The 21,964-nt window shown below is 41.8% G+C and carries 16 protein-coding genes and 1 other RNA gene; 8 read left to right on the forward strand and 9 right to left on the reverse strand.

What is annotated here, in order from left to right:
• Nucleotides 1-8 precede the first annotated feature (8 nt).
• Nucleotides 9-893: a heme o synthase gene (cyoE, locus tag KG708_RS00530; RefSeq protein WP_008111919.1), complete on the forward strand. Its 885-nt coding sequence runs from the start codon at nucleotides 9-11 to the stop codon at nucleotides 891-893.
• Between the two features lie 95 nt (nucleotides 894-988).
• Here the strand turns inward: cyoE and KG708_RS00535 are convergent, their stop codons facing one another.
• The 4 genes from KG708_RS00535 to ettA all read right to left on the reverse strand — a co-directional run bounded on the left by KG708_RS00535 (nucleotide 989) and on the right by ettA (nucleotide 4,844).
• Nucleotides 989-1,654 (reverse strand): hypothetical protein, encoded by a 666-nt coding sequence (locus KG708_RS00535; RefSeq protein WP_213607656.1) that lies wholly within the window; start codon nucleotides 1,652-1,654, stop codon nucleotides 989-991.
• 51 nt (nucleotides 1,655-1,705) lie between these two features.
• On the reverse strand, nucleotides 1,706-2,614 hold the full coding sequence (locus KG708_RS00540) for a histone deacetylase (RefSeq protein WP_213607657.1): 909 nt from the start codon (nucleotides 2,612-2,614) through the stop codon (nucleotides 1,706-1,708).
• Between the two features lie 57 nt (nucleotides 2,615-2,671).
• Nucleotides 2,672-3,034 carry a PilZ domain-containing protein gene (locus KG708_RS00545; protein ID WP_013464365.1) on the reverse strand — a complete coding sequence of 121 codons (363 nt, stop codon included), beginning with the start codon at nucleotides 3,032-3,034 and terminating at the stop codon, nucleotides 2,672-2,674.
• 136 nt (nucleotides 3,035-3,170) lie between these two features.
• Complete coding sequence (ettA, locus tag KG708_RS00550) at nucleotides 3,171-4,844, reverse strand: energy-dependent translational throttle protein EttA (RefSeq protein ID WP_213607658.1); 1,674 nt, start codon at nucleotides 4,842-4,844, stop codon at nucleotides 3,171-3,173.
• A 224-nt stretch (nucleotides 4,845-5,068) separates the two neighbouring features.
• On the opposite strand from ettA, the gene metA reads away from it, so the two are divergent.
• From metA to ggt, 4 genes are all read left to right on the forward strand, one after another.
• Entirely contained in the window at nucleotides 5,069-6,016 is a 948-nt protein-coding gene (gene metA / locus KG708_RS00555; protein WP_008111930.1) for a homoserine O-succinyltransferase, read from the forward strand.
• On the forward strand, nucleotides 6,006-7,076 hold the full coding sequence (locus KG708_RS00560; protein ID WP_213607659.1) for a homocysteine S-methyltransferase family protein: 1,071 nt from the start codon (nucleotides 6,006-6,008) through the stop codon (nucleotides 7,074-7,076). The genes metA and KG708_RS00560 overlap by 11 nt, the downstream gene beginning before the upstream one ends.
• Nucleotides 7,077-7,086: 10 nt before the next feature.
• Nucleotides 7,087-9,717: a methionine synthase gene (gene metH / locus KG708_RS00565; RefSeq protein WP_213607660.1), complete on the forward strand. Its 2,631-nt coding sequence runs from the start codon at nucleotides 7,087-7,089 to the stop codon at nucleotides 9,715-9,717.
• Nucleotides 9,718-10,459: 742 nt separating this feature from the next.
• The gene (gene ggt, locus KG708_RS00570) at nucleotides 10,460-12,124 is read left to right on the forward strand and encodes a gamma-glutamyltransferase (protein WP_213607661.1); all 1,665 of its coding nucleotides are present in this window, start codon (nucleotides 10,460-10,462) and stop codon (nucleotides 12,122-12,124) included.
• Nucleotides 12,125-12,193: 69 nt separating this feature from the next.
• On the opposite strand, the gene KG708_RS00575 is transcribed toward ggt, so the two are convergent.
• A complete protein-coding gene (locus tag KG708_RS00575) occupies nucleotides 12,194-13,396 on the reverse strand; it encodes an aromatic amino acid transport family protein (protein WP_213607662.1) in 1,203 nt (400 codons plus the stop codon).
• Nucleotides 13,397-13,685: 289 nt separating this feature from the next.
• Complete coding sequence (locus tag KG708_RS00580) at nucleotides 13,686-14,564, reverse strand: OmpA family protein (RefSeq protein ID WP_213607663.1); 879 nt, start codon at nucleotides 14,562-14,564, stop codon at nucleotides 13,686-13,688.
• 200 nt (nucleotides 14,565-14,764) lie between these two features.
• Between KG708_RS00580 and rnt the strand changes: the two genes are divergently transcribed.
• Nucleotides 14,765-15,439: a ribonuclease T gene (rnt, locus tag KG708_RS00585; protein ID WP_213607664.1), complete on the forward strand. Its 675-nt coding sequence runs from the start codon at nucleotides 14,765-14,767 to the stop codon at nucleotides 15,437-15,439.
• A gap of 331 nt (nucleotides 15,440-15,770) precedes the next feature.
• Here the strand turns inward: rnt and KG708_RS00590 are convergent, their stop codons facing one another.
• A complete protein-coding gene (locus tag KG708_RS00590; RefSeq protein WP_213607665.1) occupies nucleotides 15,771-17,396 on the reverse strand; it encodes a FapA family protein in 1,626 nt (541 codons plus the stop codon).
• 246 nt (nucleotides 17,397-17,642) lie between these two features.
• Between KG708_RS00590 and ssrA the strand changes: the two genes are divergently transcribed.
• Nucleotides 17,643-17,999: a transfer-messenger RNA gene (gene ssrA, locus KG708_RS00595) on the forward strand.
• Nucleotides 18,000-18,264: 265 nt separating this feature from the next.
• Nucleotides 18,265-19,023, forward strand: coding sequence for a sulfite exporter TauE/SafE family protein (locus KG708_RS00600; RefSeq protein WP_213607666.1), 759 nt, complete (start codon nucleotides 18,265-18,267; stop codon nucleotides 19,021-19,023).
• Here KG708_RS00600 and KG708_RS00605 read toward each other — a convergent pair.
• A complete protein-coding gene (locus KG708_RS00605; protein ID WP_213607667.1) occupies nucleotides 19,016-19,651 on the reverse strand; it encodes an SDR family oxidoreductase in 636 nt (211 codons plus the stop codon). The genes KG708_RS00600 and KG708_RS00605 overlap by 8 nt on opposite strands.
• Nucleotides 19,652-19,941: 290 nt before the next feature.
• Nucleotides 19,942-21,951, reverse strand: coding sequence for a bifunctional tRNA (5-methylaminomethyl-2-thiouridine)(34)-methyltransferase MnmD/FAD-dependent 5-carboxymethylaminomethyl-2-thiouridine(34) oxidoreductase MnmC (gene mnmC, locus KG708_RS00610; protein ID WP_213607668.1), 2,010 nt, complete (start codon nucleotides 21,949-21,951; stop codon nucleotides 19,942-19,944).
• Nucleotides 21,952-21,964: the final 13 nt, after the last annotated feature.

Raw genomic sequence — 21,964 nt, forward strand, 5'->3', positions numbered from 1 at the left:
GGTTTCAGATGTTTCGTCGTTATTTAGCTGTTACTAAGCCAGGTATTATTATGGGGAATTTGATCAGCGTTGCCGGTGGTTTTTTACTCGCCGCTCGCGGTGATATAGACCCATGGTTAATGTTGGTTACCTTGGTTGGTTTATCGCTTGTTGTTGCATCGGGATGTGCCATAAACAATGTTATTGATAGAGACATTGATGTTGCTATGGCGCGTACTCGCTCACGTGTAACTGTAACGGGCGAAATGTCTGCAAAAGCCGCTTTAAGCCATGGCGTGTTATTAGGGCTAATTGGCTTTGGCTTATTAATCGCCTTTACCACTCAAGCGGCGGTATTTTTTGCCGCCTTTGGCTATGTCATTTATGTAGGGGTGTACAGCCTCTACATGAAACGCAACTCTGTTTACGGCACCTTTATTGGTAGTCTATCGGGCGCAGTTCCACCTGTTGTTGGCTATTGCGCCGTTACGGGTGTGTTTGATATGGGCGCATTAATACTGCTGGTGATGTTTAGTTTGTGGCAAATGCCGCATTCATATGCGATTGCTATTTTTCGCTTTAAAGATTATCAAGCCGCTAATATTCCAGTATTGCCCGTGGCGCAAGGTGTTAACAAAGCTAAGCGCCATATTGTGCTTTATATTGCGGTATATGCTTTAGTGGTGATGCTATTGCCAATTAGTGGTTATACCGGTGCTGCCTTTATGGCCGTTGCCTGTATTACGAGTTTTTGGTGGTTATTAATGGCACTTAGAGGGTATCGCTACAATATAGATACCACCCGTTGGGCACGCCAAGTGTTTGCGTTTTCTATTATTAATATTACCGCTTTGAGTATTGCCATGGCGGTAGATTATCAAACAATTGCGCCACAATTAGTGGCGCTAAACTGATCTTATACGATCAATGAACCGAGTTAATTCCCAAAGTTAACCAAAGGCTCTGAGCATTGCGAGGAGCCTTTTTTCATTTCTAAAATAAAGCTAAATTATTGACTTAAGCTTTCAGCATCATAAAACATGGGTTTCAATGTGCCACAATTTATAAACTTATAATTGAGCTCACCAGCAGAGGGCACTTCAGTTGAGGTGCGAAATTTTTGTAAACAGGCGCCACTTAAATCAACAAACATAATATGATGATAGCTTGGCGGTTGAGTTATTTGGTGAATATAAATACGCTCATTATTTTTTAACGTAACCATATCGTACTGCTGCCATTTTGAGGCTGGGCTTAAATCAGTTAGTTCACGAGTAAATAACTGTTCGCTAAGCTCTATTAATTTATCACTGTAAACTAAGCTACCTCCTTGTCTATAATCTCCAAGGTACACATCTGCGGTAATCGCGACTTCTTCGCCTCGCATTAAGCGTTGAATATTAAACGGTTTGGGTTTTACTGTAACTAACTCAGCATCACGTACTAAGTCTAAAAACGGAATATCTGATACATCAACCTTGTACATAATGTGCATATTATAAGGAGGCTCATAGTCTGGAATACTAATGGCGTATACACTTGAACCACTGTTAACCAACACCATGGCATGCTCTGCTTCATATTTAGGGTCTAAAGGAGGGAGCTCGGGCGGCTCTTCTGCGGCTATCGGCGCAATTAAACCAAAAAACAATAATACTAATGTGAATAACCGCATAATAATCTCAACTTTTACCTTAAAGAGTAGCTTGATTTAGGTGTTTTTTATTTAAAAGCTAGCCGCTTGTTCTATGACAATACCATGGCGTTTTGCAAGTCGTTGGTGATCTCTGTCATAACCTCCGCCAATCACAGTGGCCACCGGGGTGTTATTTGCTAGGCAGCGCTTAAGTACTAAGTGATCGCGTTTTTCTATTCCCTGCCAGCTAATATCGAGTTTGCCTAAGCCATCCTCTTGCCAAATATCTACACCAGCATCATACAAAACTAAATCGGGGTTTAGCTCGTTTAGTAAAAATTGCAGCGTATCATCAACTATACCTAAGTATTCATCGTCTTGCATATTATTGGCTAAACCAATATCTAAATCGCTAGGAGACTTTCTAAATGGGAAGTTTTTTTCACAGTGTATTGAGCAGGTAAACGCATAAGGTTGATGAGCCAACATGGCTGCTGTGCCATCACCTTGGTGAACATCTAAATCAAAAATCAGTACGTTTGTGACTTCACGGTTTTGAATTAACGTTTGTGCGGTAAAAGCTAAATCGTTCACCATACAAAAGCCTGAGCCAAAATCACTATGGGCATGGTGAGTGCCGCCCGCTAAATGGCACGCAAGGCCGCTTTTTAGCGCTAAACGCGCGGTTTGCAATGTCCCTAATGGGGCGGTAAATGTACGATTCATAAGTTCTTGCGACCAAGGTAGGCCAATTCGGCGCATGGCTTTTTCACCTAGGCGGTTATGCCATAAATCGTGAATGTAGTTTTCACAGTGCACTATTTCTAACTCTTCAACACGACCATGTGGTGGCTCAATGATATTATCGCCAGCTAACCCAAGCGTTTTAACATGCTGGTGTAGCTGCGCAAATTTACTCATTACAAAGCGGTGCTTGGGATCAAAACTAAACGAGTAATTAGGATGATAAACTAAAGGTAGATTGGGATTTAAACTCATATCTGCGTCGTTTAATTATTTTTGATTATGGTAATCAACTTCACGCAGTGCGTCTATTTATGTTTGGTAAATAAGCGTTTCAAGCTCACGGTGTAATAATGTTTCATCAGCAAGGTTTAGTTCAACCAAGCGCTTTAAATGCGTAATGCTGTCTATATCAATGTTATGACATTTAAGACCAATATGATTTTCTTCTATATGACGAATAACCACCGGCATTTTTATTTCAATATCGCTTTGTGGCAAGGTAAAACGTAATATTGCTTCGTCATTTTTGTTGCCTGTAAAGGCATCGCTTTTAGTGATCAGTGCACCATGTAAAGAAATATCTAATAGGGTACATGCATACTGGGAGCTAGCCGTTTCCAATTGCGCTGCTGTAGAGAACATAATACGAGAAAATTGCCGACGGTTTTGCATAATTACCCAATAAAGTTTTTATTTATAACAATCATAGCTGGTAATGCTCAACACGCCAATTTGCTTAGAGATAAAATAGCTCGCATAAAAAAGCCCCGCATAAAATGCAGGGCTTTTAGCTTATTCAATGTGGCTGTTAGCCAATTTTTTTGTACTTAATACGCTTAGGCTGTGCAGCTTCTGCGCCAAGGGTCTTTTTAAGCCACTCTTCGTACTCAGTGTAGTTACCATCAAAGAAGTTAATTTGGCCTTCGTCGCGGTAATCTAAAATGTGTGTAGCAATACGGTCAAGGAACCAACGGTCATGCGAGATACACATTACACAACCAGGGAATTCTAAAATAGCATTCTCAAGAGCACGTAATGTTTCAACGTCCAAGTCATTGGTTGGCTCATCCAGTAGCACCACGTTGCCGCCTGCTTTTAACAGCTTAGCAAGGTGTAAACGGTTGCGCTCACCACCTGATAAGTCTTTAACAAACTTTTGCTGATCGTTACCTTTAAAGTTAAAACGGCTAACGTAAGCACGGCTTGGGAACTCAAAGTTACCAATTTTTAGTACATCTTGGCCATCAGAGATTTCTTGGAATACCGTTTTGCTTTCGTCCATGTTGCCACGGAACTGATCAACAGTTGCTAGTTCTACTGTTTCACCAATGATGATATTACCGCTATCTGGCTGCTCTTCACCGCTTAACATTTTGAATAGGGTTGATTTACCTGCACCATTGGCACCAATAATACCCACAATAGCGCCTTTAGGCATGCTAAAGCTTAAATCATCAATTAAAACACGGTCGCCAAAGCTTTTACGTAAGTTGTTTACTTCTAATACTTGGTCACCTAAACGTGGGCCAGGTGGAATAAACAATTCGTTGGTTTCGTTACGTTTTTGGTAATCAGACTGTTGTAGCTCGCTAAACTGTGCCATACGTGCTTTTGACTTAGCTTGACGACCTTTAGGGTTTGAACGCACCCATTCAAGTTCTTGTGCAATTGATTTTTGACGTGCTTTTTCAGATTTTTGCTCTTGCTGTAAGCGGGCATCTTTTTGCTCAAGCCAAGACGAGTAGTTACCTTCCCACGGAATACCTTCACCACGGTCAAGCTCTAAAATCCAGCCAGCAACATTATCAAGGAAGTAACGGTCATGCGTTACTGCCACAACGGTGCCTTCGTAGTCATGTAAGAAGCGCTCTAACCAGGCAACCGACTCAGCATCTAAGTGGTTAGTTGGCTCATCGAGAATCAGCATATCTGGTTTTTCGAGTAATAAACGACAAATAGCAACACGGCGGCGCTCACCACCCGATAGGTGCTCAATTTTAGCATCCCACTCAGGTAAACGCAGTGCATCGGCAGCACGCTCTAATACGTTATCGATATTATGGCCATCATGCGCTTGAATAATCGCTTCTAATTCACCTTGCTCTTTAGCCAGTGCGTCAAAGTCAGCGTCTTCCATTGCGTATTCGTTATACACTTCGTCAAGACGGTTAAGTGCATGCTTTACTTCGCCTACAGCTTCTTCAACAATTTCACGAACTGTTTTGCTTTCGTCCAAAACAGGCTCTTGCGGTAAGTAACCAATTTTAGTGCCTGGTTGAGGGCGAGCTTCACCTTCAAACTCTTCATCAACACCCGCCATAATGCGAAGTAATGATGATTTACCAGAACCATTTAAACCTAGCACACCAATTTTTGCGCCTGGGAAAAAATGCAACGAAATATCTTTTAAGATAGTGCGCTTTGGTGGCACAACCTTAGATACTCGACTCATCGAGAATATAAACTTATCAGGTAAAACCATGGAAGGAGCCTTCAAATAATAATAAAAATTTCAATGCTGTATTGTAGTGGCTCACAGGTGAAACAGTCAACGAATGGGGCTGTTTTAAAGTACATATTCAATTTGTACAAACCGCGTGAATAAATTCATTTAGACATCTATACATCTAGAGGTTGATATTTTTCACATTCTGTTCATAATGAGAGCGTATTAAATTTCAGTTTTTATGAGCAGGAGCTTTAAGGATGCCAATTACAGTAGAAGACGAATTGCCGGCTATTGCACGATTACGCCATGAAAACGTGTTTGTTATGCCTAAAACGCGTGCAAAAACCCAAGAAATACGCCCTATGCGTTTGGCTATTCTTAATCTTATGCCTAATAAAGTAGAAACCGAAGTACAGTTTATTCGCTTGTTGGCTAATTCTCCGCTGCAAGTAAATGTAGAGCTTTTGCGCCTCGATACGCATCGCAGCAGTAGCAACTCAGAGCAACACTTAGATACCTTTTACCGCTATTTCTCAGAAGTGAAAAACAATAATTACGATGCACTATTAATTACCGGTGCCCCTTTGGCACATTTAGAGTATGAAGAGGTGGCGTATTGGGAAGAACTCAAAGTGATTATTGATTGGGCCGAGCAACATGTAACCTCTACCTTGTTTTCGTGTTGGGCGGCTCACGCTGCTTTGTACCACCGTTATAATTTAAAGCGCGATTTAAAAGACAATAAACTGTGTGGGGTGTTTACCCATCAATGCTATTTTGCCCATGGTGCACTTACTCGGGGTTTCGACGATACCTTTTTAGTGCCGCACTCACGTTATGGCCACATAGATATTAATAAAATAAACGCCTGTGAAGAGCTGGTAGTATTGGCGGGCTCTGAACGAGTTGGCGCGTATTTACTTAAAAATAAATCGGGCAGCCAAGTGTTTATTACCGGCCACCCAGAATACGATGCCGACAGTTTAAAAGCCGAATATGAGCGCGATTTACAAAAAAGCCCTGATGCGCCAAAGCCCGAAAACTATTTTCCCGATGACGATGCCAGTAAACAACCGTCTAAAACATGGCAAAGCCACGCGTTTTTACTGTTTTCAAACTGGTTAAATTATTACGTTTACCAAACCACACCCTATGATATTAACTTAGTTAGCCAAGACGTAAGGACTAACAACTATGCCGAATAATTCTCAAAACAATAAGCATGAACAGCTGAGCGCTGCGCTCAAACAGCGCATTTTAATTTTAGATGGTGCAATGGGAACCATGATCCAAGCGCATAAGTTTGAAGAGCAAGACTACCGTGGTGAACGTTTTAAAGATTGGCATGTGCTTATTAAAGGTAACAACGATTTATTAAGTCTAACCAAGCCTGAAATTATTACTGAAATACACCGCAGCTTTTTAGCGGCTGGTGCCGATATTATCGAAACTAACACCTTTAACTCGACCACCATTTCGATGGAAGATTACGACATGGCAAGTATAAGCCGTGAAGTTAATTTAGAGTCAGCTAAGTTAGCTCGCGCTGTATGTGATGAATTTAGCGCTAAAACCCCAGAGAAACCGCGCTATGTAGCAGGTGTTTTAGGGCCAACATCTAAAACCTGTTCGTTATCGCCGGATGTAAACGACCCCGGCTATCGTAATATCACCTTCGATAAGTTAGTGACTGCGTATGTTGAGTCGACCCTTGCGCTTATGGAGGGCGGTGTAGATATAATTTTAATCGAAACCATATTCGACACGCTTAATGCAAAAGCCGCCTCATTCGCAGTAGAAGAAGCGTTTGAACAAGCAGGGCGTACATTACCGGTAATGATATCGGGCACAATTACCGATGCCTCAGGCCGTACGCTTTCAGGGCAAACCACCGAAGCATTTTATAACTCTATTCGCCATATTAAGCCGCTTTCAATTGGCTTAAATTGCGCCCTTGGGCCAGATTTATTGCGCCAATACGTTGAAGAGCTATCACGTGTGTGCGAAACCTTTGTCTCTGTTCATCCTAACGCGGGCTTACCCAATGAGTTTGGAGAATACGACTTAGAAGCAGACGACATGGCAAAAGAGATCATAGATTGGGGTAAATCGGGCTTTATTAATATTGTTGGCGGTTGCTGCGGCACTACGCCTGCGCACATTCGTGCCTTTGCCAAAGGGCTTGAAGGCACAGCACCACGAAAATTACCTGAGCTTGAAGTGCGTATGCGTTTATCAGGCCTAGAAGCCTGTAACTTAAATTAAGGAGCCGCCAATGACCCAACAAATTGCAGTATTTACCAATGTCGGCGAGCGTACTAACGTAACTGGCTCGGCCATGTTTAAACGTTTGATCATGGAAGAAGACTACGAGACCGCCCTAAATGTGGCCCGCGAGCAAGTAGAAAATGGCGCCCAAGTTATTGATATCAACATGGACGAAGCCATGCTGGACTCAAAAGCCGCCATGGTGAAGTTTTTAAACTTAATTGCCTCAGAGCCTGATATTTCTAAAGTACCTATTATGGTCGACTCCTCAAAATGGGAAGTAATAGAAGCAGGCTTAAAGTGTATTCAAGGCAAGGCCATTGTTAACTCCATTTCACTCAAAGAGGGTGAAGAGCCGTTTAAACACCAAGCTAAAATTATAAAACGCTTTGGCGCCGCTGCTGTTGTAATGGCGTTTGATACCGAAGGTCAAGCCGATACCGCCGATAGAAAATACGAAATATGCGAACGTAGTTACAGAATATTAGTTGATGAAATTGGCTTTGCGCCAGAAGACATTATATTCGACCCCAATATATTTGCCGTTGCCACCGGCATAGAAGAGCACGACAACTACGCTGTAGAATTTATTGAAGGCACCCGTCGTATTAAGCAAAACTTACCGTACTGTAAAGTGTCGGGTGGGGTATCGAATGTATCGTTTTCGTTTAGAGGTAATAACCCAGTACGCGAAGCGATTCACTCGGTGTTTTTATACCACGCTATAAAAGCGGGTATGGATATGGGCATAGTAAACGCAGGGCAACTTGCGGTTTACGACGACATCCCCGAGGAGCTTCGCAAAGCTGTAGAAGATGTAATTCTTAACACCGACCCCGGTGCGGGTGAGCGTCTTGTTGAACTTGCGCCTAAATATTCAGGCATGGCACAAGCTGAGCGGGTAGAAGATTTAGAATGGCGCACTTGGTCGGTTGAAAAACGCCTAGAGCATGCCCTAGTAAAAGGCATAACCACCTTTATAGATGAAGATACAGAAGAGTGCCGTGCTGGCGCAGATAAACCTATTCACGTCATTGAAGGGCCACTCATGGATGGCATGAACGTGGTTGGGGATTTATTTGGCGCGGGTAAAATGTTTTTACCCCAAGTGGTTAAATCTGCTCGGGTAATGAAACGCGCGGTCGCTTACCTTGACCCATTCATTGAAGCCGAAAAAGAAGAGGGCGCCACCAACGGTAAAATTGTTATGGCCACCGTAAAAGGTGACGTGCACGACATAGGTAAAAACATTGTAGGTGTAGTACTGCAATGTAATAACTACGAAGTAATCGACCTTGGGGTAATGGTGCCAGCAGATAAAATACTGCAAACCGCGATTGACGAAAAAGCCGATATTATAGGCCTTTCGGGCTTAATTACCCCATCGCTTGATGAAATGGTACACGTTGCCAAAGAAATGAAACGTCGTGGCTTTGAGCTACCGCTCATGATTGGTGGGGCAACCACCTCAAAAGCGCATACCGCAGTAAAAATAGAGCCGCAGTATAATAAAGGCGTGGTGTATGTAAATAACGCCAGCCGCGCGGTGGGTGTGGTGTCTAATTTACTTTCTAAAGAGCATAAAGCAGAATTTTTAGCTAAAACCACCGCCGAGTACGACAAAGTACGCGAACAACAAGCACGCAAAAAGCCGCGCTCAAAACCAGTTACCATACAGCGCGCCCGCGATAATGCTGCAAAGCTCGATTGGGATAACTACACACCACCCGTGCCGAAAAAGCTGGGTGTGACCGAGTTTAAAAATGTATCAATTTCGACTTTACGTAAATACATAGACTGGACGCCGTACTTTATGACCTGGTCAATCGCCGGTAAATATCCGCGCATATTGACCGACGAAGTAGTGGGCGAACAAGCACAAAGCTTGTTTAAAGACGCCAACGACATGCTCGATGAACTTGAAAAGTCAGGCAGTTTACAGCCATTAGGTGTTATTGGTTTATTCCCTGCAAACCGCGTGGGCGATGATATAGAAATTTACACCGACGAAACGCGAAAAGAGCTATTAACTACCTCATGTCATTTACGCCAGCAAACCGAAAAAACCGACTTTGCTAACTACTGCCTAGCCGATTACATTGCGCCAAAAGGCACACCCGATTACTTTGGTGCGTTTGCGGTAACAGGCGGCCTAGAAGAAGACGACCTCGCCAATGCGTTCGATGCCAAGCAAGACGACTATAATAAAATAATGGTAAAAGCGGTTGCTGATAGGCTCGCTGAAGCGTTTGCTGAATACTTGCACGAACAAGTGCGTAAAGAGTATTGGGGTTATGCACCCGATGAAAACCTGCCTAACGATGAACTCATTCGCGAAAACTACCAAGGTATCCGCCCAGCACCGGGTTACCCAGCGTGCCCAGAGCACACCGAGAAAAAGAAAATTTGGCAACTACTCGATACCGAAAAGCGCATTGGTATGCAGCTCACCAGCTCATACGCCATGTGGCCAGGTGCTGCGGTTTCGGGTTGGTACTTTTCACACCCACAAGCGAAATACTACGCCGTTGCTGCAATACAGAAGGATCAGGTAGAAGACTACGCCAAGCGAACAAATATGACGCTCGCAGAAGCCGAAAGGTGGTTATCGCCTAACTTGGGGTATGAGCCGGAGTAAAAGAGCAGCGCTCAGTTTTTAGCTGTTAGCTATCAGTAAAAAAAATCGAGCCCAATCAGGCTCGTTTTTCTATTTTAGGAACTTGGTTGTTTACAAATAGTTTGTTTAGTAGAACTATTAATCAATGTATAAACTCCCGTTTTAGGGGAGGGGCTAACTACAATAATGGGTCATGTTAAGCTATTAGCTTTTTTAAAAGGATTTACATGAATAAAAAAACTTCAAACTTAGTCGTTATATTTTTATCTGCAATCATTACATCGTTTGTTAGCAGCTATTTAACTGATTCAATAATAAACCTAAAAGATCTACCTTTTTATATAGAATTTTTACTTTTCTTAGCTATTTATTTGGTAATTTATTTCCCACTAAATTGCGTATTTGGAAAATTCGTTATCGAGCCAAAAAGGCATAGCTAACAAAGCACTATAGTAGAATAAAAGCTAACAGCCGTCAGGGGCTCTCTTTTTTTAGTTTTGGTAAAATACAAGGCCAGCTCAACTAGATTTTGAATAAAAAGTTGTAGAAAACACAGTTGCCTGTTTAATCGGAACTTTTAATGAATGCCCATACAAATTTTGACGATGACGGTTCAAATTTAACTGCTGTATTTTATTCAAAGCCATGTAGTTAAGTTAAAAACCTCTAAACCCTGTAAATGTTGCGTTTAAATATTGACCTGGCGTTTGTTGCTATGCATTAATGTTGTCATCGATGTATAAAAATAACCTAAGGATATGGTATGAGATCACTCTTTTCACCAAGCAAGTTAATTATCAGCACTGTTGTGATCATACAATTATGCTTTTTTAATCTTGCTGCCAAACAAAGTGCCGTTGCTATGCCTGATACTTTTAGCGCCGATGTTGCAAAGGCCGTGTTACAACAGGGCGGTAACGCGGTTGATGCCGCTATTGCAGCGCAATTTGTACTAGCCGTTACCCTTCCTGAGGCGGGTAATATTGGTGGTGGCGGGTTTATGCTTATTCATAAAGATGGCGAAGGTGATTTTATAGATTACCGCGAAACCGCGCCCAGTGCCGCGCATCGCGATATGTATTTAGATGAGCAGGGGCAAGTAATTGAAAATAAGTCTATTTATGGCATTCATGCTAGTGGCGTGCCTGGCAGTGTCGCAGGGATGTGGTTAGCCCATAAAAAGCATGGTACGTTACCGTGGAAAGCGTTAGTGCAACCTGCGGTAACATTAGCAGAGCAGGGCTTTATTGTGCCTAAGAAGTTGGCAGCGTTAATTGAAGACTACATAGCGCATCTAAATAATAAAAAAATTAATGTAAATTTTGCCAGCTATTTTGCAAGCGCCACGGCAGGTACGCTTTTTAAACAACCCGATCTTGCAGCGACACTAAAACGCATTCGCGATAATGGCCAAGACGGTTTTTATCAAGGTGAAACTGCAGCCATTATCACTCAGTTCATGAAGCAACATGGCGGGATCATTAATCAAGATGACTTAAAAAATTACCGTGCAAAATCGCGGACTCCCATAAAAGCGAACTGGAATGGCTACCAAGTGCTTACTTCACCGCCTCCAAGCTCTGGTGGTATTGCAATATTACAATGGCTGAAAATGTATGAGCTAAAAAAGTCTACAGCTACACACTCACATAATTCATTAGAATATGTGCACTTACTTGCTGAAATAGGCAAGCGAGTGTTTGCCGATAGAGCAGAATACTTAGGCGACCCTGATTTTTACCAAGTACCAACAACAAAATTACTTGCTGAAAATTACCTTAAAAACCGCAGCAGCAGTGTTGATGTAAAGGCTATTTCAATCACCGAAAATATTAAACCCGGTTTAAAAGAAAGCGAGCAAACTACTCACTTTTCCATTGTCGATAAAATGGGTAACGCTGTAGCTAATACCACCACCATTAATTTAGGTTTTGGTAGTGGTGTGGTGGTTGAAGGTGCAGGCTTTATTTTAAATGATGAAATGGATGACTTTAGCGCCAAGCCTGGAGTTATGAATGTGTTTGGTGCCATTGGCGGCAAAGCAAATGAAATTCAGCCGCAGAAACGTATGCTTAGCTCTATGACCCCAACCATATTACTAAGTAAAAACCAAGTAAAAATGGTAACAGGGTCGCCGGGCGGTACCACCATTATTAGCTCGGTGTACCAATCGATACTTAACGCGGTTGAATTTAAAATGAGCGCAGATGATGTAGTAAATAGCCCGCGCTTTCATCATCAATTATGGCCAAAAAATGTGATCAGAGCACATACAGGCTTAAAGCCGTCAGTAAAACAACAGCTGATAAAAATGGGTTACACAGTGGATGAACACCACTTTGGTGATATGCATGTGATTATTAATAACGATGGCAAATTAGATGCAGCGTCAGAGCAAAGCGGTCGAGGAAAAGCGATGGTATTTTAACTTTGGCTTTTTAATGGCAATCACCCCAAGCTGATATTTGGGGTGATAAATATTACTTATTATTGGGTATTAGCCTATTGCAGGTATTAGCCCAGCCATTTGGAGACATTGCGCACTAATAATTGAAATGCCACACAAAGCGGCTATAGCTAAACCAATATTACCACTACGTACCTTATAACCCTCTTTTTCAACACTTTGGCGTTGTTTATACACCATACTAACGGGTAAAAATACTGCCAATATTACTAAAGCAATGGCTGCGTAGCCTAATGCCATAATAAACCCCTGTGGGTAAAATAAAGCAAATCCAAGCGGAGGAATAAAGGTAATAAGCGCGGTTTTAATTCTATCAGCACCGGTGTCTGCTTGTTTGAATGTGTCGGCAAAAAAATCGAATAACCCCAAGCTCACCCCTAAAAATGAGGTTGCCAGCGCTAAATCAGCAAAAAGTTTAACCGCGGTAGAAACGCTCGCATTATTAGCAATACCTGCCACACTGGCTACAAAACCAGTTAATCCTTCACTTTGTAGTAATTGCTCTTGGCTCATTATGCCTTGGCTTAATATTTGCCAAAATATATAAATAACCAGCGGTAAAGAGGCACCTGCAATCATGACTTTGCGTAAGGTTTTTATTTCAAGGCCAACGTATTTAACAATAGAGGGAATAGAGCCATGAAACCCAAAAGAGGTAAACACCACAGGAATAGCTGATAATATAAGCCCCTTTTCAACCGGCATTTCCAGCAAGTGCTGGCCATGCACATAGGGCGTTAACATATAAAATAAGCTAGCTAACACCACTATTTTTATACTAAACAGCACACGATTAAGCTTATCGACTTTACTGGTGCCTAAAGTGACTACGCCTGCAATCACCACCGCTAAAATAATGGAGCCTAACTGGGGGGCAATAGTTAAGTTAAGCCCCGTATTAATTCGCTCTTGTAGTTGAGCACCGCCGCCAGCAATATACGCAGCACATAACGCATAAAATAAGAATATCATTGAAAAGTTTGCTACATATTGGCCGCGTTTACCAAGCCAAAGTTTAGCCAAGGTATTTAATGTGGCGTCGCGAGGGGCATATTGGTGTAGCTCAAGCATGAGCAACGCGGTGTAAGTCATAAGTAACCAACAACCGACAATTAACACCATCGCGGTATTAAAACCCAGCCCTGCAGAGGCGATAGGTAAGGCGAGCATGCCTGCACCTATGGTGGTTCCTGCAACAATTAACATGCTACCTATTGTTTTATTTTTAAGCACTTAATGATCCTGATCAAACGTAAGAGACACGCAAGATATAACTAGTTATGCAAAACTTAAATAGTTTTGTCATAAAAGAGACAAAATAAAATGTAATTTTCTATTTACAACTGTATTTAAAAAGCCCAAATTATCAATAGACCCTAATATAAATGGAAAAATAAAAATCTAAATGTTAATGACTTAATAACAAGGTTGTGCGCTATAAAAATTTTTGACGTCTCTTAAATGATAGGTGTTGACCGAAAGCGTTGTAAACTACACTGTCGGTCGAGGAGGGAGCGGCAATTTACATTTTTGCGATTTGAATCACTAAACGACGGTTTTTATCACGGCCTAAAATATTATCATTGGTATCTACAAAGCGCTTTTCACCAAAGCCTTCAGTAATCACCTTAGCCTCGTCTACACCTAAAGTCACCATGTAATCTTTAATTGCTTTAGCACGAGCTCTGGATAGATCTAGATTAGTCCAGCGACCACCGTAACTATCGGTATAAGATGCAATATTAATTGACTCTATGCTGGGATCGTTTTTCAAATATTCAGCAATTTTATCAAGGCGTTGCTGCGATGATTTGGTTAATTTACTGCTATTTGATTCGTAGTTCATTATAGTGAACGAAATATCTTCAAAATTATACGGCAGTAACTCGTCGCGACATTGTAAAAACGCCCAATATGCGTGCTTAAAGTTGATATTAGACATGCCCACGGCAATTTTATCGGTACTATTTTGCCAGTCTTGGTAATAAAAGGTAGGTTGATTGCCTTTTTCAAGCTCAGTGAGCATTTCCCACGCTGTTTTGTTGCCTAGTTCACCATCAAACTTTTTAAGTAATTTCATATCGGCAATATCACGGGCGGGGTGTCCCGCTCGCCAGCTTGGCGGGACAGCTTTTAAAGCGGCAATAGAATAATTCTCTGGGCGTACCACCATGTCTAAATTAAAAGTGAGATCTTTGTTTTTACTTGCAGATGCTTTAAAGATAGCCTCACCATAGTAGGGAACTTCATGATTTAATTGGCATTGTAAGCGAGTTGTTTTAACTAAGTTCCAGTTTGAATTATCTTGGTCAGCAGTATATTGGCGCATCGCCGCAGTTGTATTCAAACTATACAGTATACTGCTAATACTGAGGCTAATAAATAACGACTTATACTTCATAAGAACTCTCCAATAAGCTCTGCCAAAAAAGTGACAAAAACCATAAAACCTTACGCAACAGCAAATAACTTGGCGTAAACGCTAATTACTTAGCAAGTAACATGCCTATAGTTTAACTGTAATTAATCAATAAATCCCCTAGCCGACAGGCCCTCAATTTTGACATAATAGTCAGCTGATACCTATAAACCAAGAAGACTATGTCAAATACTGAGCAAACCCTTTTCGCACAACGCTTTCGCGGCTTTTTTCCCGTTGTTATAGATGTTGAAACCGCCGGCTTTAACAAAGAAACCGATGCACTATTAGAAATTGCAGCATCTGTTTTAAAAATGGATGACGAAGGATTACTTAGTATAGATCATACTGTTCATTTTCATGTGCAACCTTTTGAAGGGGCAAACATTGAGCAAGCCGCCATCGAGTTTAATGGTATAGAGCCTTTTTCAGCACTTCGCGGTGCAGTCCCCGAAGAAGAAGCGATTAAAGAAATTTGTAAAGTGGTGCGTAAAGCGCAAAAAGCAGCAGGTTGTCAGCGCTCAGTAGTAGTTGCCCACAATGCCGCTTTTGACCATGGCTTTTTAAATGCGGCTATTGAGCGCAATAATATCAAGCGCACACCATTTCACCCGTTTGTAAGCTTTGATACAACCTCGCTCGCAGGTTTAGCATTAGGGCAAACGGTATTAGCTAAAGCGTGTCGTGCTGCAGGAATAGAGTTTGATAACAAACAAGCGCATTCGGCGCTATACGATACAGAGCGCACCGCCGAGCTATATTGTTTAATTGTTAATCGTTGGCAGCAACTAGGTGGCTGGCCACTTGCCGAAGACGAAACACAACAAAACGAAGACGAAGTAAGCAACCAAGATTAGGGTCTGTTGACCTTTGTGGATTAAAATTTGTTCAAACTAGGAGCGGTTTAATCGCGGCGCGAGGTTTGTAACCTAGTGGGCTAAGTCAAAACCGAGCAACAAAGAGTAAATCGCCCCTAGGCAGAACCCGAAGGGCAGTGCCTGTTTGGTATTGATGCTGCGTTATCGCCTATTTATGGGGAATAACCACACCACATAGGCTCTGCCTTGCCTAAATACCAAACAGGCTGCTGCAAATTCAACCTTAAAAGGTCAACAGACCCTATCATAAACTCAGCTCATATTAGTGAGTGTTCACTTTGTGAGCTGAGCCAGTTTTAAATAAGTATTATTAAAACGATTGCGTTATTTTCCCTTCACTGTGGGTGATTAAATGCGCAGGGTAATTTCGTGAAAAGCTAATTGATTCCCTTGCAATTTTAAGCTCCACCCCTGGGTGCATAAGCTCATTAACTTTTAAGTGGCTGAGTGCTAAAAGCTGCGCCATTTTTTTCCTTATTAATTGCTTTTGCTGGCTAATACTCGCACTTCGCTTAGCCAAGTGTTCTTCGTTAATTTTTATTTTGTTTAAAAACTGTTGATGCTCTGAACATCCAACACGTTTGTTAATGCGTTCTCGTGCTTGCTGCAATTCAATTGATTTACTTATCAGGACCTTTTCAAAGTCGGTAATTTGTGCTTGTTTTTGCTTTAACTCATACCAGCGCTGCGCTATACAAACGCGCGTTTTTGTTCCTGCAGGCGCCCCTAATTCACCGGTTTCAATGCGCATAGCATCTAAAATATGACCACCAATGATCTTACCTTTAGAATCGCTAGCTTTACCCACTCTGATGAGGTTTCCAGCACTTAAGTTACAATGTAATGATTGGCGCTCTATTAATAAATTTTGCTGAGTTTTTATGTCGCAGTATTGAGTGTAACCAATGGCGATAGTTCGTTTAGCAAAAATAGAGCACGTGAAGGGATCATCGGCTTCTCGTTTTCTGCCAATCGCGCCTTTTCCTATTGTGATCGCGCTATCACTTTTTAACTGCGCCGATTCAACAAAACCTAAAACAGTAATATCGCCGGTAGCAGTCACGCGCATGCCATCTTTTATATCACCACTGACTATAATACTGCCATCAAATTCAACATGGCCCGTGCTTGGGTCAATATTATGAAAGCATAAAACATCATCAACGCGCATACCACGAGAGAGTGCCACCGGCACACCAGTACAGTCTGCTATTAATAAGTTGGAGTTATCGGGGGCAATTTTAGTGCCGTCAAAAGGTTGTAATTTATGCTCTTTGCCTGGGTTTGCCGTCAGTACATCACCAAAAACAGTAAAGCCATCAACCCCCAGCGTTGCTGGAATGCGCCGCATTAACTCATTGCCTGGTTTTACAGTAATAATATCACCTAGGTTTCTCATATCGACCTTACCACCGCCTTTAGCTTGCGGGCTGAGGATACGGTCTTGCGCTGTGCAGCAAAGGCGCACAAATTTTGCGTCATTGCCTACTTTAGGTGTTTTGCCAAAAGCGACTTCTGCAGTATGTAAACTACCGGATGGCTGTTCAAACTGTTGCGCTAATAATTGCTCTAACGCATGAGAACTAATACCTTTTTTAACGCCTGCTTGAGTTAAAACTTCAATTGCTTGTTCCATATTAAGCAGTTTGCCGCCTTTGGCAGTTACAAGGCTTGCTTCAACTAACATATTCTTTTCATCAATGTTGATAGTTAATTGGGCATTAATCGCTTTTGCAATGACTAAAGAGGGAGCAGCTTCGGTATTTGTTTGAGCAAATAGCTTACCAATATTACTAGCTATAATGTCACACTCACAATATTCTGACTGCCCAATTAATTCAATAAGCTGAGTTGCTGTTGAAGCCAAACCCGAAACGGCAGGGTGTTCAAGCAAAGATACGTTCCCTGTTTGCTCATCAAAGGAAAAAACCGACATGTATACATCCTCTAGGTAGCTTGTTATTATTTTTATAATGCATTAGACCAAAGTCTAACCCTGCATTTGAGCATAAAGCCTCTGTTTTGTTAAGTAATTGTTTATTTATTATTTAAAAATTTACATTTAAACGTGCGTGTTTGATGCATGATTAACCACCCAATAAAATAAAACGCCTAAGGTGTTGAGTATTGATAGGTTACTCGGTTATACTGCTCGCACGCTCTGAATGAGTTTACTAATTCAGGGGCTGATTAGGATTCGACGGAATTCAAGAAGCCCAAGGTGCATGTCGAGGTGCGGTTTGCCTCGTAAAAAAGCCGCAATTTAAAGTAATCGCAAACGACGATAACTACTCTCTAGCAGCTTAGGCTAGCTAGCGCTCCTTCCATGTATTCTTGTGGACTGGATTTTGGAGTGTCACCCTAACACCTGATCGCGACGGAAACCCTGGCCGGGGTTGAAGCGTTAAAACTAAGCGGCCTCGCCTTTATCTACCGTGTTTGTCCGGGATTTAAAGGTTAATTAAATGACAATACTAAACATGTAGTACCGACGGTCGAGGCTTTTCGGACGGGGGTTCAAATCCCCCCAGCTCCACCAATAACGGTTTTTAAATTCGTTTGTTTAAAAACCCTAAAAAACCCGCAACTTGAGCAATCAAGTCGCGGGTTTTTTTATGGCTAAAATTATTGAATTTATTGTGCTTTGATTTATCTTGCGCTGACCGCTGACCGCTGACCGCTGACCGCTGACCGCTGACCGCTGACCGCTGACCGCTGACCCCGAACCCCTTACAACTAATAGACTAGTCGCTTACTTGCCTATTTTTTGTATTATGAGCCAATGATTAACTGCGGGCATGGGTATGGATATTTTTACAGCTGAACACATTTCTCTTTTGATCTCGCTGTTACTCATTGTACTGGCGGGGTTTACTTCGTTTGTATCGGCGGCTTTTGGTGCGGGCGGCGGATTAATGTTGCTGGTGGTAATGGCGTCGGTTATGCCGATGGCAGTGGTTGTGCCGGTACATGGATTAGTGCAGTTAGGCTCTAATGCCAATCGATTATTGTTAAGTATTGCCCATCTTGATAAGCCGATGTTGTTGTATTTTACGCTGGGTGGATTAATTGGCGCGGGGTTGTCGAGCCAAGTAGTGAGCGATATTAACCTTGATAGCATGAAGTTGTTTGTGGCTTTATTTGTGATTTATTTACTGTGGGGAACAATCCCTGAATTTAATAAAGACTCACGATTAGGGCGTTTAATGGCGGGCGTAATTACAGCATTTATTTCTACTTTTGTGGGGGCAAGTGGGCCTTTGGTGGCGAGTTACTTACATATTAATCATTACGATAAGCTTAAATTTACCGCGACTTTTTCAAGTATTATGACCTTGCAGCATAGCTTAAAAGCCGTTGTTTATGGGGGGCTTGGTTTTAGCTTTTGGCAATGGTTGCCGTTAACACTGGCGATGATTTTAAGTGGAGCCATTGGTACCTGGTTGGGGATTCGATTGCTTAAGCGGCTCTCGGTGGCGCGTTTTAAGTTGATTTTTAAAGTGATTTTAACTCTGCTTGCCATGCAGCTTGCATGGCAAGGGGTGAGTGTAATGCTTACTTAATAGCGGCTTTTATTGGTTTATCGCCATCAAATAACTCAAAAATACGATTGCTATTAAATGAATTTATAGCAACGTGAAGCAATGCGTTGGCTACATTTTCGCGGCTAATTTTAGCCTTTGACTGATCGCTAGGGCGCTCTGTTGTTACTTCCAAAGAGGCACTGTCGTCGGTTAATGTTCCTGGGCGGACAATTGTATAATTGAGTCCGCTATTAATTAAATGCTTATCTGCCATATGTTTTGCTACAAGATAAGGCTTTAAGTCGCTATCTATTGCATCTGGATCGTCTGCGCCAATAGAGCTGACCATAATAAAGTGTTTTACATCGTGCTCTTTAGAATAAGTTGCCGCTCTTGTCGCTGCCCACAAATCAATAAGTACGGTTTTATCTGTGCCTGTACTTCCACCGGAACCAGCCGCAAAGATAACTTGGTCGCAGCCATTAATGGCATTTGAAAAGTCACCTTCTAAGTCCTGTTCAACAATACTTAAAAATGGGCTATCTAAATCACGCAGTTTGCTTTTGTCTCTTACAAGTGCAACAACATTTTGCTCATTTTCTAAAAGTAGTTTGGTAGCCATTTTACCAATCTGCCCACTTGCGCCAATAATTAAAGTCTTACTCATAATTAATTCCTTCTCAATATAGTGTAAAGATTGCTCGTACAAACAGACCTTGGGGTAGGGAATTATTTTTAAAGGGTAAATGGGATTTAAATGAGCTTATTAAAAAAAACATATTTGTTAAAAAGTCATTACTTAACTGAGTCTTAAAATTAGCTGCTTTAAAGATGTTTTTTAGAACTTTTTACTCGATCATTATACTTACTTCGGTTACATAGTTACGGTGGTATAAGCTAATACGTACATTGCGTTCTTGATAATTACAATAAAGGGTTTTGTAGGTATTATTACCTTTAAATTTTATTGCGAATAAGATCACGAACAATAAAACGTCCTGGATGAATTGCTTGGCTTACACGCTCGCTTAGTGGGCGAGGCTCATTGTTTAAACTACTAATTAAATGCTCGGCACACAGTGGTGCGCTACACAATGCCCGTGCGCCAAACCCGGTAAAAATATGTAAGCCTTGTTGTGGTTTTTTTAATGTTTGATATTGATAGCGTTTGCCCAAGCGTAAATTAGCAAATGCATGTGTATAATCATCTTGCTCCACCCATTCACCGGTCATAGGTAAGTGGTCAATAAAACTGCATCGAACAGCGGCTTTAGCCGAGCTAATATTGCCTAAGCTGGTGGCAAATTCAGTGTTGTTATAAAAACTCAGTAATTGTTCACGGTTAGTGTGGTTATCTTGCTCGGTTACTTCACGGCTTTTGCTATTTTTTTCAAAGGTGGCGCCCATACAATGGTGATCTAAATAGGCTGGGGTAAAATACCCCTTGTGACACAATACGGTTTTTAGCTTACGTGATTGCTCGCTTGCTTGAACATGCGACACCTGTCCGCGTACACCAACAATAGGAAGCGTTTTAGTTTGCGCAAATGCATCGCTGTGCTCACCGGCGCAAATAATCACATCGCTAAAGGGGCCAAATGTTTGTTTTTGCGTGGTTAAATACCAACCATCGGGTTGCTTACTAAGTTGCTCAATGTGGTAGTTAAATAGGCTTTCAAACGAATTTAATTGCTGTGCGGCATCTAGCATTGCACAGACTAACTGGGGGGGATTAACCCAGCCGCCTTGTTCAAAAAACACCCCTGAGTAACCTGTTTTTACGCCTGCAATTGCATCGCCTTCATCAGCGGTAACATTACGCATGAGCTGCTCTGGCCACAGTTGTTTATTGGCGAGATTTTGATGACGCTCTGTCAATGGCTGTTTTACTGCGTGTTGCAATACGCCACACCACTGGTGATCAAACAAAAAACCATTGTTGAGTAAGTGATTGTAAAGGCGCTTTGCATATAGAAAGCTGTGAGCAAACAGCTCACTGTGTGGCGAATTTTTTGCTTGTAAATGCGGATACACCGCCCCTTGCACATTGTGTGATGCACCCATTGCAGGTTTTTGATCTTGGCAAAATAATTGGCTCTTTATCCCACGCTTTGCGAGGCTATAAAGAACACAACTGCTGGCTATGCCACCACCTATTACAGCCACATTTGAAAGCGCTGAAGAATGGTGTTCAAAATAGCCAGGGGCTGACTGTTTTGGGTTAGCTTGAGCGAGTATACCAATGAGCATTTCACGCTTTCGGCCAAAACCTTTAGCTTTTTGCATGCTAAAGCCCGCTTCAATTAAGCCCCGACGAACAAAACCCGCAGCGGTAAATGTAGCTAATGTGGCATTACTTCTAGAAATATCGACCATGGCATTAAATACACTTTGCTGCCACATATCGGGGTTTTTACTTGGTGCAAAACCATCTAAAAACCACGCATCAACCAGCCCACTTTGCGGATAGCTCATACTATTAATGCATTCGAGCACATCGCCAAAGTATAAGTCGAGCACCACACGGCCATTGGCAAATTCGAGCCGATGACAACCGGTTAAATTAATCGGATAGTAGGAGACGAGTTGGTCGCTCAAATGACTTAAACTTGGCCAAGCTTGTAATGCTTGTTTTAAATCATTTACTGTAAGTGGGTATTTTTCAAAAGAAATAAAATGCAGTCGTTGTACGTTATTAGGGTGTTTACCTTGAACTTGTGAGCATTGCAAGTGGTCAGAAAACTGCTGCCATGCGTTTAAAAAATTAAGCCCAGTACCAAATCCGGTTTCGGCAATCACAAAGTGTTCACGGTCATGATTTTGTAACCGCACATCTATATTGTTTTGTTGATAAAACACATAATGCGATTCAGCAAGGCCATCGTCATTAGAAAAATAAACATCGTCAAAGTCATTGGCAACCGGTGTACCTAAATCGTTAAAGTGTATATGGGCGTTTTTTATCATGACTAATTCAATT

Origin of the sequence: Pseudoalteromonas sp. (assembly GCF_018402495.1) — a bacterium.
GTDB lineage: Bacteria > Pseudomonadota > Gammaproteobacteria > Enterobacterales > Alteromonadaceae > Pseudoalteromonas.

Coding starts and splice junctions, on each gene's coding strand:
- cyoE (WP_008111919.1), top strand. CDS start 9: ATGTTTCGTCGTTATTTAGCTGTTACTAAGCCAGGTATTATTATGGGG.
- KG708_RS00535 (WP_213607656.1), bottom strand. CDS start 1,654: ATGCGGTTATTCACATTAGTATTATTGTTTTTTGGTTTAATTGCGCCG.
- KG708_RS00540 (WP_213607657.1), bottom strand. CDS start 2,614: ATGAGTTTAAATCCCAATCTACCTTTAGTTTATCATCCTAATTACTCG.
- KG708_RS00545 (WP_013464365.1), bottom strand. CDS start 3,034: ATGCAAAACCGTCGGCAATTTTCTCGTATTATGTTCTCTACAGCAGCG.
- ettA (WP_213607658.1), bottom strand. CDS start 4,844: ATGGTTTTACCTGATAAGTTTATATTCTCGATGAGTCGAGTATCTAAG.
- metA (WP_008111930.1), top strand. CDS start 5,069: ATGCCAATTACAGTAGAAGACGAATTGCCGGCTATTGCACGATTACGC.
- KG708_RS00560 (WP_213607659.1), top strand. CDS start 6,006: ATGCCGAATAATTCTCAAAACAATAAGCATGAACAGCTGAGCGCTGCG.
- metH (WP_213607660.1), top strand. CDS start 7,087: ATGACCCAACAAATTGCAGTATTTACCAATGTCGGCGAGCGTACTAAC.
- ggt (WP_213607661.1), top strand. CDS start 10,460: ATGAGATCACTCTTTTCACCAAGCAAGTTAATTATCAGCACTGTTGTG.
- KG708_RS00580 (WP_213607663.1), bottom strand. CDS start 14,564: ATGAAGTATAAGTCGTTATTTATTAGCCTCAGTATTAGCAGTATACTG.
- rnt (WP_213607664.1), top strand. CDS start 14,765: ATGTCAAATACTGAGCAAACCCTTTTCGCACAACGCTTTCGCGGCTTT.
- KG708_RS00590 (WP_213607665.1), bottom strand. CDS start 17,396: ATGTCGGTTTTTTCCTTTGATGAGCAAACAGGGAACGTATCTTTGCTT.
- KG708_RS00600 (WP_213607666.1), top strand. CDS start 18,265: ATGGATATTTTTACAGCTGAACACATTTCTCTTTTGATCTCGCTGTTA.
- KG708_RS00605 (WP_213607667.1), bottom strand. CDS start 19,651: ATGAGTAAGACTTTAATTATTGGCGCAAGTGGGCAGATTGGTAAAATG.
- mnmC (WP_213607668.1), bottom strand. CDS start 21,951: ATGATAAAAAACGCCCATATACACTTTAACGATTTAGGTACACCGGTT.